This is a genomic window from Ferdinandcohnia sp. Marseille-Q9671 (genome assembly GCF_976954385.1).
Genome location: NZ_CDRJTA010000001.1, coordinates 1,122,164 through 1,137,165, shown reverse-complemented (window position 1 = coordinate 1,137,165; position 15,002 = coordinate 1,122,164). Strand labels below are relative to the sequence as shown.

The 15,002-nt window shown below is 37.7% G+C and carries 14 protein-coding genes, 1 pseudogene and 1 other annotated feature; of the genes and pseudogenes, 12 read left to right on the top strand and 3 right to left on the bottom strand.

The genetic code is table 11. The features are described from left to right. Positions 1 to 127: 127 nt before the first annotated feature. The 8 genes and pseudogenes from ACWNMY_RS05795 (at position 128) to ACWNMY_RS05760 (ending at position 7,440) form a co-directional block, all read left to right on the top strand. On the top strand, positions 128 to 409 hold the full coding sequence (locus ACWNMY_RS05795; protein ID WP_449537322.1) for a YtzC family protein: 282 nt from the start codon (positions 128 to 130) through the stop codon (positions 407 to 409). Positions 410 to 420: 11 nt separating this feature from the next. Next, entirely contained in the window at positions 421 to 582 is a 162-nt protein-coding gene (locus ACWNMY_RS05790; protein ID WP_449537321.1) for a glycogen biosynthesis protein GlgD, read from the top strand. Positions 583 to 1,074: 492 nt separating this feature from the next. After that, positions 1,075 to 2,259, top strand: coding sequence for an MDR family MFS transporter (locus ACWNMY_RS05785; protein WP_449537320.1), 1,185 nt, complete (start codon positions 1,075 to 1,077; stop codon positions 2,257 to 2,259). Between the two features lie 109 nt (positions 2,260 to 2,368). Further along, positions 2,369 to 3,739 carry a sigma-54 interaction domain-containing protein gene (locus tag ACWNMY_RS05780; protein ID WP_449537319.1) on the top strand — a complete coding sequence of 457 codons (1,371 nt, stop codon included), beginning with the start codon at positions 2,369 to 2,371 and terminating at the stop codon, positions 3,737 to 3,739. A gap of 217 nt (positions 3,740 to 3,956) precedes the next feature. Next, positions 3,957 to 4,645, top strand: a pseudogene (locus ACWNMY_RS05775) (CoA transferase subunit A). A gap of 14 nt (positions 4,646 to 4,659) precedes the next feature. Further along, entirely contained in the window at positions 4,660 to 5,319 is a 660-nt protein-coding gene (locus ACWNMY_RS05770) for a CoA transferase subunit B (protein ID WP_449538396.1), read from the top strand. 15 nt (positions 5,320 to 5,334) lie between these two features. Beyond that, a complete protein-coding gene (locus ACWNMY_RS05765; protein ID WP_449537318.1) occupies positions 5,335 to 6,654 on the top strand; it encodes a GntP family permease in 1,320 nt (439 codons plus the stop codon). A 9-nt stretch (positions 6,655 to 6,663) separates the two neighbouring features. After that, positions 6,664 to 7,440, top strand: coding sequence for a 3-hydroxybutyrate dehydrogenase (locus ACWNMY_RS05760; protein WP_449537317.1), 777 nt, complete (start codon positions 6,664 to 6,666; stop codon positions 7,438 to 7,440). Between the two features lie 129 nt (positions 7,441 to 7,569). Here ACWNMY_RS05760 and ACWNMY_RS05755 read toward each other — a convergent pair whose 3' ends face one another. Beyond that, the gene (locus tag ACWNMY_RS05755) at positions 7,570 to 8,631 is read right to left on the bottom strand and encodes a multicopper oxidase domain-containing protein (protein ID WP_449537316.1); all 1,062 of its coding nucleotides are present in this window, start codon (positions 8,629 to 8,631) and stop codon (positions 7,570 to 7,572) included. Between the two features lie 546 nt (positions 8,632 to 9,177). Continuing rightward, positions 9,178 to 9,408 (top strand) — a binding site (T-box leader). A gap of 67 nt (positions 9,409 to 9,475) precedes the next feature. On the opposite strand from ACWNMY_RS05755, the gene leuS reads away from it, so the two are divergent. Continuing rightward, positions 9,476 to 11,893 carry a leucine--tRNA ligase gene (gene leuS, locus ACWNMY_RS05750; protein ID WP_449537315.1) on the top strand — a complete coding sequence of 806 codons (2,418 nt, stop codon included), beginning with the start codon at positions 9,476 to 9,478 and terminating at the stop codon, positions 11,891 to 11,893. Positions 11,894 to 12,128: 235 nt separating this feature from the next. Here leuS and ACWNMY_RS05745 read toward each other — a convergent pair whose 3' ends face one another. After that, complete coding sequence (locus tag ACWNMY_RS05745; RefSeq protein WP_449537314.1) at positions 12,129 to 13,178, bottom strand: M42 family metallopeptidase; 1,050 nt, start codon at positions 13,176 to 13,178, stop codon at positions 12,129 to 12,131. A 128-nt stretch (positions 13,179 to 13,306) separates the two neighbouring features. Between ACWNMY_RS05745 and ACWNMY_RS05740 the strand changes: the two genes are divergently transcribed. From ACWNMY_RS05740 to ACWNMY_RS05730, 3 genes are all read left to right on the top strand, one after another. Further along, positions 13,307 to 13,597 carry a DUF2087 domain-containing protein gene (locus ACWNMY_RS05740; RefSeq protein WP_449537313.1) on the top strand — a complete coding sequence of 97 codons (291 nt, stop codon included), beginning with the start codon at positions 13,307 to 13,309 and terminating at the stop codon, positions 13,595 to 13,597. Positions 13,598 to 13,661: 64 nt separating this feature from the next. Next, the gene (locus tag ACWNMY_RS05735) at positions 13,662 to 13,961 is read left to right on the top strand and encodes a rhodanese-like domain-containing protein (RefSeq protein ID WP_449537312.1); all 300 of its coding nucleotides are present in this window, start codon (positions 13,662 to 13,664) and stop codon (positions 13,959 to 13,961) included. 183 nt (positions 13,962 to 14,144) lie between these two features. Beyond that, the gene (locus tag ACWNMY_RS05730; protein ID WP_449537311.1) at positions 14,145 to 14,675 is read left to right on the top strand and encodes a hypothetical protein; all 531 of its coding nucleotides are present in this window, start codon (positions 14,145 to 14,147) and stop codon (positions 14,673 to 14,675) included. Positions 14,676 to 14,787: 112 nt separating this feature from the next. Here the strand turns inward: ACWNMY_RS05730 and ACWNMY_RS05725 are convergent, their stop codons facing one another. Next, positions 14,788 to 14,976, bottom strand: a complete 189-nt coding sequence (locus ACWNMY_RS05725; RefSeq protein WP_449537310.1) for a hypothetical protein — start codon at positions 14,974 to 14,976, stop codon at positions 14,788 to 14,790. Positions 14,977 to 15,002: the final 26 nt, after the last annotated feature.

Genomic DNA, 15,002 nt, shown 5'->3' with positions numbered 1-15,002 from the left:
TGTGGCAAACACAAATTGGAAATAACTTTTTGAGAAAAGTAATAGAGGATGAACAAACTATAAAGGAGAAGATTTTGCTTCTCAAGTTACCTTATTTGTGCGGAAGCATTTGATTAGGAGGGGAAGTATGGCTACTCGACAATCAGTTGATGCGTTTTTGCAACGCTGTGAAGATTCAATTCAGTATGCCCAAGAACAAATTACAGTTGCAAGGAAACAAGAGCATTATAATGATACGGAATATACTGATGCTCAAATGCAATTAGAAGAAGTAACAAATGAATTAGCTAAGCTTGCACAAAGCTGTAATGATCAGCAGCGTGAGCGATTGCACCGCATGAGGATACAGTTACAACAGCTTCAAAATGATATGACATTGGATGAAACTATTATTCAAGAGTATAAATAGGGGATGAAATCATGAAAAAGCGTTCAAAGCAAAACAATCCAGAGCAAAAAACAAAAAATGGGGTTAACAGTAATGATCTAGAGTTTGGCCAAGATTACGATCCAGTAAAGGAATCAAAGCAAAAGTATCTCAAAAAGGGTCAACCTATAAAATCAAAACAACGTCCGGAATAATTATGAATCAGCAAGTGGGATGCCACTTGCTGATTTTTTAGTTTTTTGTTGAGGTATTCTAGCCGGAGGTCATCCTTACAATACAAGCACGCTTGAGTATCGACGAAGAATGTAGGTAAAACTGGATGTTGCGGTACATACCCATGTAGATTTAGGCAAGACGTGTAGGTCAAGGGTGAATGGCGGTACACGCTCGTGTAGATTTCGCTTAAGCATGTAGGTTAAGAAGGTTCTAGCGGTTCAAGCTAGCAGGATATTCGGGCAAAGCATGTAGGTCAAGATGGTTCTAGAGGTACAAGCTAGCTGAGTTTTCGCCATACAAGGTATATCAAAATCACTTCTTACGTTAAACACCCATTCAGTATTTTAGTCCCACCCACCCCACACCAACTCGTCCACTTGTCGGAATACTTTTTTAAATTGATTATAGAAGTGGAAAGGAATAGAATTTATTTTGGAAAATGAAATTAACGTAAAAAGGAGGTGCCCGTAATGCCGAGAGCACTTTGGATGATTATTATTGGTATGATTATAAATGTAACTGGATCGTCCTTTTTATGGCCTTTAAATGCCATATATATTCACGGTCATCTTGGAAAGTCTTTATCTGTTGCTGGTCTAGTATTAATGGTAAATGCGGGTGCAACCGTAATTGGGAATTTAGTTGGTGGTATCGTATTTGATAAAATTGGTGGGTATAAAACTATACTTGCAGGAGTCATAGTCTCGTTAGTATCACTCACAGGTCTTACTTTTTATCACGGATGGCCGCATTATGTTATCTTCTTAACAATCATCGGCTTTGGTTCAGGCATGGTATTTCCAGCAATGTTTGCAATGGCTGGGGCTGTCTGGCCTGAAGGTGGAAGAAAGGCATTTAACTCAGTCTATATCGCACAAAACCTAGGGGTAGCAGTTGGTTCAGGTCTTGGTGGATTTGTTGCCTCCTATTCGTTTGATTATATATTTATGGCAAATACAGTGATGTATGTCTTGTTCTTCCTAGTGGCTTTGTTTGGTTATCGAGGAATACAAGCTGAAAAAGCATCCCAATCAAGCTTACTAGAACAATCAAAAACTGTTAAAAATCGTTCCAAGTTAACGGCATTACTCGTGCTTTGTGTCGGATATATTATTTGCTGGGTGGCTTACGTACAATGGCAGGCAACCATTTCAAGTTATACTCAGGACATTGGAATCTCATTAAAGCAATATAGCTTACTATGGACTATTAATGGTGGTTTAATCGTCCTTGGGCAGCCATTTCTAAATCTTGCGATAAAGTTCATCGCAAAATCGTTAAAGAAACAAATTGTCATAGGAATTATCATCTTTATTGGTTCCTTTTTACTTGTTTCAACAGCCTCCTCATTTAGCGGATTTTTGGTCGCTATGATTATTTTAACAATAGGTGAAATGTTTGTTTGGCCAGCTGTACCGACCATTGCAAATGACCTTGCACCTAAGGGGCGTGAAGGCTTTTATCAAGGGATAGTGAATAGTGCAGCTACTGGAGGAAGAATGATTGGTCCTTTCTTGGGTGGAGTGCTAGTCGACTTATACGGAATGAGTATGTTATTTACCGTATTAGCGGTTCTATTACTTGTCTCCATTTTTACAACAATCATCTATGATAAGAAAATAAAAGAGAAAAACAATGTCGTACTAAGTGCGTAATAAAGAAGACTTGATACAAATTACATGTATCAGGTTTTTTTTTTGCCCTTTAATGAATACTGATTAGGATGATATGATGAATGATATATGGGTAAGGGATGTGAGAAACATGTTTATAAATGATGATGTGGAGTTCAAAAACAAAATTCTCGAAACAATCATTGACAGCGCCTATGAATGGATTGTTGTAGTCGATCATCAAGGGAGAATTATCTACTTCAATAAAAATTATTGTGATTTTCTAGAAGTTAATCGAGAGGATGTCATTGGATTACATGTAACAGACGTCATTGAAAATACCCGCATGCATATTGTCGTTCAAACCGGTAAGGAAGAGATTGGCAGTCCGCATTACATAAAAGGAAACTATATGATTGCGAATCGAATTCCGATTCTTTCAGATGATAAGATTGTTGGGGCTGTTGGGACGGTTATTTTTAAAGATCCAAAGGAATTAAATAAAATGAACAGCCAGATTAAAAGTTTAATGTCACAACTGCAAACCTATATTGAGGATTGGCAAGAAAACAATGGGGCTAAATATTCATTGAATGATATTAAAACTCAGTCAAGGCAGGTTCTCGAATTAAAGGAAAAGGTAAAAAGCATTGCCTCTGGCGATATCTCAGTGCTAATTAGAGGAGAAAGTGGTACTGGCAAGGAATTATTTGCCCATAGTATTCATCAATTAAGCGGGAGAAGTCACAATCCTTTTATTAAAATCAATTGTGGTGCAATCCCGGAGCATTTGTTGGAATCAGAGTTGTTTGGCTATGAAGAGGGGGCTTTCACAGGTGCCAAAAAAGGAGGTAAAAAAGGAAAGTTTGTTCTTGCTCATGGCGGAACGATTTTTCTAGATGAAGTTGGGGATATGCCGTTACCCATGCAAATCAAGCTTTTACGAGTCCTCCAGGAAAAAGAGGTAGAGCCTGTTGGAGGATTAGAACCAATACCGGTGGATGTACGCGTAATAGCCGCGACAAATCGTCCATTAGAACAAATGATTGAAGAAAAACGATTTCGAGAGGATTTATTTTATCGAATCAATGTGATTCCATTTACCATCCCTCCACTTAGGGAACGACCGGAAGATATTGTACCATTAACTCAATTCTTTATTGAAAAAATCTCAAAGCGTTCTGGAAAAAGGATTTCTTCCATTGATGAAGAGGTGATGACTATTTTTCGTCAACACCAATGGCCGGGAAATTTACGTGAACTTGAGAATGTGATAGAAGCAGCAGTCCATTTAACAAGTGGAGAAAGAATCCAGATTAGCTCTTTGCCTGATTACTTAGTTGATGATCCAAAATTACTAATCGGACAAAAGTCTTTGAAGGAAATTCTTGAAGATACTGAAAAAAGAGTCCTTGAAAAAACACTTCAAAAGTACAATGATGACAAACAATTAGCCGCAAAAGCGCTTGGTATTAGTAAGTCTAGTATGTATGAAAAACTAAAAAAGTGTAAGCTAGATTAATAGTTTCCAGAAAATCGGAATAACATTCCAGTTTTCTGGACTTCTTTTTTTATTGATATACATGCGTTTTCAATAAAATGATAAATCTATGATTCCGGAATCCTGGAATAGAACCATAAAATATAACAAAAATATGGCGATTTATTGACCTTTTTAGTTTTGGCACACTACTTGCATTAAATAACGGTGAACCTTAACAAAAGGAGGTAAACGAAATTTGAAGCCACTATTCGATTCATTTATTGAAGCAGTTAGAGAGATAAAAGATGGATCAACAATTATGGTTGGGGGATTCGGACTTGTTGGTATTCCAGAAAATTTGATTCTGGCACTTGTTGAAACGGAAGTAAAAGAGTTAACGGTTATATCAAATAACTGTGGAGTTTATGATTGGGGGCTTGGACTCTTATTAAAAAATCATCAAATCAAAAAAATGATTGGTTCATATGTAGGAGAAAACAAAGAGTTTGAGAGGCAAGTATTATCTGGGGAGTTAGAGGCTGAGCTACTCCCACAGGGAACTCTCGCTGAGAAGATACGAGCGGGAGGTGCAGGCATTCCTGCATTTTATACCCTGCAGGTGTAGGAACTACGGTAGCGGCAGGGAAAGAGGTACGAAACTTTAAGGGAAAAGAGTACCTACTCGAAAAAGCTTTGGTAGCCGATTTTAGCTTAATTCGAGCACACAGGGGAGACAAAATGGGGAATCTCGTCTACAACAAGACAGCTCGAAATTTCAATCCAATGATTGCTGCTGCAGGAAATGTAACGATTGTTGAGGTAGAAGAGTTAGTTGAAATTGGTGACCTGAATCCAGATGAGATTCACACACCAAGTATTTACGTCCAAAAACTAATCGTGGGAAAACAAGAAAAACGTATTGAGCGGTTAACAATAATGAAGTAGGTGTGGAAAATATGATGACTAAAACAAGTAGAGAACAAATTGCTAAAAGAGCGCAGGAGGAAATTGAAAGCGGTTACTATGTGAATCTTGGAATTGGAATGCCAACTTTGGTTGCGAACTACATAGATCCTTCAAAGCAGGTAGTTCTCCAATCTGAAAATGGATTATTAGGGATTGGACCGTATCCAAGGGAGGATGAGGTAGACCCGGATTTAATTAATGCAGGGAAAGAAACTGTTACAGCTATCCCTGGATCTTCATTCTTTGACAGTGCAGATTCTTTTGCAATGATTCGTGGGGGACATATTGATCTTGCTATTTTAGGTGGAATGGAAGTCTCTGAATCTGGTGATCTAGCGAACTGGATGATTCCTGGGAAAATGATAAAAGGTATGGGTGGTGCCATGGATCTGGTACATGGAGCAAAGAAAATCATTGTGATTATGGAACATGTCAGTAAAAATGGCGCCCCTAAGATCGTAAAATCTTGTAGTTTACCCTTAACAGGAAAGAGAGTAGTGAACCGAATCATTACAGATAGAGCCGTTATTGATGTGACAGAAAAAGGGTTACTACTTGTTGAGATTATGGAAGGGTATACGGTTGAGGAGATTCAAAGCGTGACAGAGCCGACTCTTATTGTAGAGGACGTAAAAATAATAAAGTTTGAATAAGGGGGATACAAAAAGATGCTAAGTATGATTGGGTTAGTGGGTGGCTTAGTGCTACTTATTGTTTTAACAATGAGAGGTATGAACTTGTTAATTGCAGGACCGTTATGTGCTTTGTTTGTTGCACTATTAAGTGGACTACCATTATTTCCGCAGTTGGTGGGAGAAGGAGAAGCAAATTTTGTTGGAAATTATATGAGTGGATTTTCTAGCTTTGTAACATCATGGTACCTCATGTTCTTACTAGGTGCCATTTTTGGAAAAGTGATGGAGGATAGCGGTGCTGCGGATAGTGTATCAAAGTGGATTGTTGATAAACTTGGGATGAAATATGCAGTTTTTGCTATTGTTCTTGCATGTGCTGTTTTAACATATGGCGGAGTAAGTTTATTTGTTGTAGCCTTTTCTGTTTATCCAATGGCAATCAGCTTATTTAAAGAGGCGAATTTACCAAGAAGATTTATTCCAGCTACACTAGCATTTGGATCTGTTACGTTTACGATGACATCAGCAGGATCACCAGAAATTCAAAATTGGATTCCAATTGAATTTTTAGGTACATCACATTTAGCAGGATGGGAAGTTAGCGCAATTGTCGCCTTATTTATGATGATTTTCGGCGGCTGGTGGTTAAAACGGATGATAACTAAAGCAGTTGCAAAAGGAGAAACCTTCGTTTCAAGAGAGAATGACCCTATTGTTGAAAATAAAGAGTTGCCACATCCAATCACAGGACTCATTCCGTTAGTTGTTGTTCTTATCATTTCATTTATTTTTCATGAAGAGCTTGCACAATCCGCTCTTATTATTGCTTTGTTAGGTGGAGTAATATCAACCTATTTATTGAATCGCAAGTATTTTAAATCTGTTGGAAAAGCACTTTCTGATGGAACCCTTGGTGCGTTAATTGCTATTGGTAATACAGCAGCTGTTGTAGGGTTTGGTGGTGTTGCAAAGGCTGTGCCGGCATTTCAGGTAGCAGTTGATGCAATGACAAGTATTCCTGGTAGTCCTTTAATCGGTGGGGCAATTGCAGTAAGTGTCATTGCTGGGATGACAGGTTCGGCCTCAGGTGGTCAGGCAATTGCGCTTCCGCTATTAGCTCCTCATTATATTGAAACAGGAGTTAATACAGAAGCTCTTCACAGGGTTGTTGCAATTTCTTCAGGTGCCTTAGATTCACTTCCACATAATGGATATGTTGTAACTACCGTTCGCTCAATATGTGGAGAGTCACATAAGGATGCATATGGTGCAGTTGGGGCATTAACAGTTATTGTTCCTACAATTGGTTTAATCTTAGCAATTATTTTATTCTCATTAGGTCTTGGGATTTAGGAGGACGTTATGGTTACGAATCAGGTTGTACTAATTACCGGTGCAGCAAGTGGAATAGGTTTTGAAATTGGTAACATTTTTGCGCGAAATGGTGCTCGTGTTGTATTAACAGATATTGATGAAGCGAGGGTGAAAAAGTCCGCTTTGCAGCTTCAAGAATCGGGATATAATGTAAAAGGTTTAAGATGTGATGTCACAAGTGAAACCGAAATTAGTGAGGTAGTTAAAGAGACAGTTAATCAGAATGGAAGAATTGATTGTTTGATAAACAATGCTGGGTTGCAGCATGTATCACCAATTGAAACATTTCCAAAGCAAAAGTTTGAACTATTACTATCAGTCATGCTTACAGCACCCTTTCTAGCAATTCAGAATGTGTTTCCCATCATGAAACAACAGGGGTATGGCCGAATAATAAATATGGCATCTATTAATGGACTAATTGGATTTGCAGGTAAAGCTGCTTATAATAGCGCAAAACATGGTCTTATTGGATTAACGAAGGTTGCAGCCTTAGAGGGAGCAGAACATGGAATTACGGTAAATGCTGTATGCCCTGGATATGTTGATACACCACTTGTAAGAAACCAGTTAACTGATTTAGCTAACACACGAAATGTGGAACTCGAAAAGGTCCTAGAGGAAGTTATTTACCCTCTTGTTCCACAGAGACGTCTATTAGATGTAGAAGAAATTGCAAATTATGTTATGTTTTTGGCAAGCAATCATGCAAAAGGGATAACTGGTCAGGCTTGTGTAATTGATGGTGGCTATACTGCACAATAACATCAAAAAAGAATCTCAAAATCTGAGATTCTTTTCTTCTCTTTTTCTATTTTTATGGTAAACTTTATTTAGACTTTTTTGTTGACCTTGTAAAGAAGTGCGATATATGCGCTTTTTATAGGGTCTTTTTTAATGTCCGACTGCGGCACTGCCGTCATCTTTTCCGTCTGCAGTAACCTTTAATAATGCAACTGCTCCTTTAGTAGCGTGGTTGAATTGGTGAGTAACGATTGAGTATGTTCCTTCTCTAGTTACAGTGAATTCTACAACAGCACCACCACTGGCTGGAAGCATAACTGTTTGTAAGCCTTTCATATGGTTGTATGGGTTACCATCCATGTACACATCATCGAAAATTGTACCTACTACGTGAAATGAGCTAACTTCATTTGGACCGACGTTGTTAATGTAGAGTCTAACTTTGTCCCCAACTTTTGCAAGTAGTGGTGTTTCTTTTAATGAGAATGTATCACCATTTGTATTTAAGTCTCCGTCTTTAAGTGCTTTTGTTGCAAATACTACTTGGCTTGGCACTCCATTTGTGAAATCTTCTAGGTCATTGTATTTATACCATTCATTTTGAATGATAAGGTATTCTCTATCAATCTCCTTATCTGTTGGGTATCCGTCTTTTGGTTTAACAATGATAGTACCGTGCATACCGTTTGCGATATGTGAGAGGACGGGCTTTGTACCACAGTGGTACATGAATACTCCTGGATTATTTGCAGGATAAGAGAATGTTCCTGTTTCATCTGGCATTACATCAATGAAATCCTTTGAAGGTGCCGCATGTACCGCGTGAAAGTCCATACTATGTGGAATCGCAGGATCCATATTTTTAAGTGTAAAGTTAATTGTGTCGCCTTCATTTACGACTACAACAGGTCCTGGAGCCTCCCCGTTAAAAGTCCATGCTTTATAGATATAGCCTTTGTCAATCTCGATGTCTGTTATTTGCGCAGTCATTTCAACATTAACTTCATTCTCTGAAACTCTTTCAACTTTTAATGGAACAGGTTCTTGGTTAAGGTCTTTGTGAGGAGTAATTATTTCTCCCTGTGTAGACTCTGAAACAGTCGTTTCGGCTTCTACCTTTTTTTCAACTGCAATGTCTTGCTTTCCACAACCAGATAAAACAATTGAAGCTCCCACAATAGATGCTACTATCAATTTAATTTGCTTGTTCATGAATTTTACCCCCTTAGGATATTAATTGCTTTCTACACCTTCATATTATTCCGTGATGCCCCTCTGAAAGGTGATATAAATCACGCTTTCGAATGTATTCTGTGTACAGTTTGTGAAAAGGTGAGCATATATGCAATGTTCCAATAGTGGTAAGTGTTTTAATGCCTTTGGTAGTGGGTTTTTTGACACTCTTTCTTCACAAAATTAGTCTTCGAACCAATTGTCCAATAGAAGGAAAACAAGGCTGGATAAAATAGTGCGAATGGCCTTAGTAAAGTTTATATAAAGAAAAAAATGGGAAGAATGTTTGGGGAAAAGCCCATTTTTTTCTATTATGCTTGCAGTTCTTATCTAAATTCTATACAATACTGATTATAATCATAATTTACTAATAGAGTGTTCAAAAAGGAGGATGAAAAGGACCAAGAAGTTCGAGGCGGCGCAGTTTTGAGTAGCGGAACGTATGTAGTCAATACGTGAGCAACGGAAAAACAAGCCAACGAAGAAATTCGATGTGTCATTTTCATCGGACTGTTTTGAACATCAATTTATACGATGAGAAGGAGTAGTAGTGTTCTATACACGTCTTAGAGAATTGACGGGTGGTGCAAGTCAATCGTTGATGAACATGAACTCGCCTTTGAGTAATAAGCATGAAATGCTGTGCAAACTAGTGCTTATCGTGAGGTCCGCGTTAAGGATGAATGAAGTGAGTGCACAATTTGTCACTAATGTGGGTGGTACCGCGGGAAGAATACATATCCTCTCGTCCCTTTTGGGATTAGAGGTTTTTTGTTTTATATAGGTTCTTTTAGCAATTTGTATTTGATTAGGAGGCAGTCTTATGAGTTTTAATCACCAAAAGATCGAGAAAAAGTGGCAACAGTACTGGGAACAGAACAAAACATTTAAAACAACAGAAGACAAAGGTAAACGTAAATTTTACGCATTAGATATGTTTCCATATCCATCTGGTGCAGGTCTTCATGTAGGGCATCCCGAGGGCTACACGGCTACAGATATATTATCAAGAATGAAGCGGATGCAAGGGTACAATGTACTTCATCCGATGGGCTGGGATGCATTCGGTTTACCAGCAGAGCAATATGCGTTAGATACAGGAAATGACCCTGCTGAATTTACAGAAAAAAATATCAATACCTTCCGTCGACAAATTAAGGAACTAGGTTTTTCATATGATTGGGATCGTGAAATCAATACGACAGACCCTGGTTACTATAAATGGACTCAATGGATTTTTACAAAGTTATTTGAAAAAGGCTTAGCATATGTGGATGAGATACCTGTTAACTGGTGCCCTGCATTAGGAACAGTATTAGCAAACGAAGAAGTAATAGATGGAAAAAGTGAACGTGGAGGGCATCCTGTTGAAAGACGCCCTATGAGACAATGGGTTTTAAAAATCACTGCCTATGCAGATCGCTTGCTGGAGGATTTAGATGAACTAGATTGGCCAGAAAGCTTAAAAGAAATGCAGCGTAACTGGATTGGCCGTTCAGAAGGCGCACATGTAACTTTTACAATTGATGGACATGAGGATACATTCACTGTTTTTACCACTCGTCCTGATACCTTATTCGGTGCAACTTATGCGGTACTAGCTCCGGAGCATCCGTTTGTGGATAAAATTACGACTCCTGAACAAAAGGAAGCTGTTAAAGCTTACCTAGATAAAGTTAAGGCGAAGAGTGATCTAGAACGTACAGATTTAGCAAAAGATAAAACAGGGGTATTCACTGGTGCTTATGCGATTAACCCTGTAAACCAAGAAAAAATGCCGATCTGGATTGCTGATTATGTATTAATGAGCTACGGTACCGGTGCAATTATGGCAGTTCCAGCGCATGACGAACGTGACTATGAATTTGCGGGGAAATTTGACCTGCCAATCCAAGAGGTTGTTGCAGGTGGAGATGTTACGAAGGAAGCATACACTGGTGACGGAGAACATGTAAATTCAGGATTCCTTAATGGATTAAATAAAGAAGATGCCATTAGTAAGATGATCTCTTGGTTAGAGGAAAACAAACTAGGTAAAAAGGAAATCACCTATAAACTACGTGATTGGTTATTTAGCCGTCAGCGATACTGGGGTGAACCAATTCCAGTTATCCAATGGGAAGATGGCACAATGACGACTGTACCTTTGGAGGAATTACCACTTGAGCTTCCGAAAACGACAGAAATTAAACCTTCTGGTACAGGAGAATCTCCACTAGCAAACATTTCTGAATGGGTAAATGTAGTGGATGAAAAAACGGGTAAAAAAGGACGTCGTGAAACCAACACTATGCCACAATGGGCTGGAAGCTGTTGGTACTATTTACGATACATTGATCCACATAATGATGAAGTTTTGGCAGACCCAGAAAAGCTAAAAGAATGGTTGCCAGTGGATATCTATATTGGTGGAGCAGAGCATGCGGTACTTCACTTGTTGTATGCAAGATTCTGGCATAAAGTGCTATACGATATTGGGGTAGTTACAACCAAGGAACCTTTCCAAAAGCTATTTAACCAAGGAATGATACTTGGGGAAGGTAACGAAAAAATGAGTAAGTCAAAAGGAAATGTTGTAAATCCTGATGACATCATCGAAACTCACGGAGCAGATACTTTACGTTTATATGAAATGTTTATGGGTCCTTTAGATGCTTCTATTGCTTGGTCAACAAACGGACTTGATGGATCACGTCGTTTCCTAGATCGTATATGGCGACTACTTGTTGATGACAAAGGCAATCTAACAGCTAAAGTAAAAGCGGACTCAAACGATACAGCACTTGAGCGTGTGTATCACCAAACTGTGAAAAAGGTAACTGAGGATTATGAAGGACTACGATTCAATACTGCGATCTCTCAATTAATGGTATTCATCAATGACGCATATAAGGTGAATGAATTACCAAAGTCATTTATTGAAGGCTTTGTAAAATTACTTTCTCCTGTTGCACCACATCTTGCTGAAGAACTTTGGGAGAAGCTTGGAAATACAGGATCGATTGCATATGAATCATGGCCTGCATTTGATGAAGCAAAATTAGTTGAAACTGAAATTGAAATCGTCATTCAAGTAAATGGTAAAATGAAAGCAAAACTTCATGTACCTGCTGATGCAACAAAAGAGGTACTTGAACAAATCGCGATGGGTGCAGACCCTGTGAAAGAGCAAATCGAAGGTAAAACGGTACGTAAGGTAATTGCAGTACCAGGTAAGCTTGTAAATATTGTAGCGAATTAATGAAACGGCTCTCCATATATATGGAGAGCTTTTTTAGTTCATTTTTGGAGTGAAAAGCAAATTTAAAAAAATCCCATAGATAGCAGGCGTTTATAAATTGAGAGTTTTCAGTAACATCCAAAGGTTCAGTTATATCAGCCCGTTATGAAGAGATATCCAGTAACATCCCAAAAGTCCGGGAAAATAAGGCGATATGAAAAGTAAAAAAGGATGCCGAGTGGCACCCTTTGTAAGCTTATTCGACCATTTCTGATTGCAGATAGTGATAGATGAGCTTGGTTGTATTTTCAATAGAATCCTTATGTGTACGCTCAAATGCGTGAGAAGAATCAATCCCAGGGCCAATTAATCCATGAACGATATCATGTCCGGAACGAATAGCTGCAGAAGCATCAGAACCATAGTAAGGATAGATATCTAATTTATACCCAATTTCATGTTTTTCAGCAAGTAGTACAAGTTTTTTTCGGAACTCATAGTGATATGGACCACTTGCATCCTTCACACAAATAGAAACCGTAAATTCATCAGTTGATTGACCATCACCCATTGCTCCCATATCGACTGCTAGATATTCAATCGTCTCAGGTGTAATGTTTGAGTTTCCACCATAGCCTATTTCTTCATTGTTTGAGATAAGGAAATGGGTAGTGTAAGGAAGTTCAATGTTATCTGTTTTTACTTGTTTGATCAATTGCAATAGAATACCAACACTGGCTTTATCATCTAAGTGACGAGATTTGATAAAGCCATTTCCTGTAACCTCGACTCGTGGATCAAAAGAAACAAAGTCACCTACCTCGATACCAAGTGCACGAACCTCATCTGCGTTTTTCACTTTTTCATCAATACGAACTTCCATATTATCCTGGTTTCTCTCTGCTTTACCAGCATCCTTATATACATGCACAGACTGCTGATGCATAAGAATTGTTCCAGAAAAGAATTTACCAGTAGAGGTTTCAATGCGGCAATATTCCCCTTCAATAGAGTTATATTTAAACCCACCAATAAGATCTAGCTTTAATCGACCACTTGGTTTAATTTCCTTCACGATTGCTCCTAACGTATCAACATGAGCAGTAAGCATACGATGTTTTTGAGTGTTCTTACCAGGCAAGGTTGCGATAAGCCCACCTTTTCGATTTCTGTATGTATCGATATTTATTTCAGCAAGAAGCTTTTCTACATATGTAATAACTTCATTTGTATTACCTGATGGACTAGGAATTGAAACTAGTTCCTTAATAAGTTGAATTGTTTCATCAGTATTTGGATAAGCCAAGTTTATTTCCCCCTTCTTCTAAGCTAGTTACATCATACTCCTTTTTATATCGAAATTCTAGTTTGACAAAAACTAATAATTTGAATACTATCTAATTAGATATATATCTAACCAAAGGGGTGTATAAAATGAAAAGTAAATTACATGAAATAGATTCGGTTGAAAAAAAAGAAATCATCACAACTTATTTTAAAAACGGGACTAGAATACAACAGCTACCAGGAAAAGAACGAAGAAAATTAATCCTTTTAGAACATATTGTACAGGAGTACTTTGAAATGGAGATTACTTATACAGAAAAGGAAGTCAATGATGTTTTAAAAACGATTTATCATGACCATGTATTAGTAAGAAGACACTTGATAGAATACGGTTTTATGAAGCGTAGTAGGGATTGTATGGAGTATTGGGTTGTGTAAAATTGTAATCTTAGTTTTGTCTTTGCTATAATGTTTGAGATTAGCATTAGAAGGGATGATCGTAATGATTGAGGAAATTACAACAGAAGAATTAAAGCAAAAGCTTGAAAATGGCGAAAAACTAGAACTAGTTGATGTTCGTGAAGATGAAGAAGTTGCAGGAGGGATGATCCCAGGAGCAAAACATATAAAAATGGGAGAAATTCCTGATAATCTAGACTACTTTGATAAAGATACAGAGTATATTATTATTTGTCGTTCTGGTGGAAGAAGCTTCAATGTCTGTGCGTACCTCGATGACCAAGGCTACAAGGTAAGAAACATGGTCGGCGGGATGATGAATTGGATGGGAGAAACGAAATAAGTAACTCGAATGCAAAATCTAAATAAATTCTAAAGTACGTGAATTCACTATCGGATTCACGTTTTTTATTTTTATCGGAAATAAAACAATATTTTTTTATTGCAAAACAATATGTAAATTAGTAAACTAATTGTAATCACATATTCTCTAAATGAACAATAACGTATATTTAGGAGGGGAAAAATGTCACTTTTTTTGTTGTTCGGTATAGTATTACTAGTTATTATAGGAATCTTTCGTAACAAACTAGTAAATTTACTCGGTGAAGAAAATCGAATGGTTAAGAAACTTTCAGGTTATGTATGGTTTCAAAATCCGTGGCGTAGCGGGATGTTTTTATTTGTATTAAATGCAGTTTTATTCGGTACCACTTTGCTTATACTTTATGGACTGAGCTTCCTGACAATCCCTTATATCCATCTTGTCATTATGTTAGGGGCAGTATTCGTTAGTTTGTTCGTCTGGATTATACTTCTTAATGCTTGGAATGGTGATAAAAAGGGGCGTATACTTCGTGGATTCGTTGGAAGCAGCTTTTATCTCATTCTCACTTTTGTTTTTGTTTATTGGATTGTTACACTAGAACCTCAATTTCCCGGTGATGATACATTTATGGCATTCATTGGACTTGTAATGGCAATCTTTGTAACCTTCGTAGCATTCATAACCTGTTTCTTATTCACGGGAGTATTTGAAAAAAGAGTAACTCATTAATCAACTAATTAAAAAGATATGAAACACTCAGTAGGACGCAAATACATCCTTTGCTGAGTGTTTTGTTTTACATACGTAGCTTTTAGCTAGAATTCTCTTAATCGATGACGTTTTAGTTTTGACTAACTTTTTGTAGACCCACGTGCATAACCAATGCAATGGCACTCCATGTATTTAAAACAACAGCAACTACTAGCAATAGCCATTCCACAAACTGGGGTAGTTGTGCTGTTAAAGAAATGGTTAAGGCACTACAGCCAACCAGTAACATCGCGATTAGCAAAGGGAGATTTTTTACCAAACTAGTTCACCTCCAAAACAGTATAC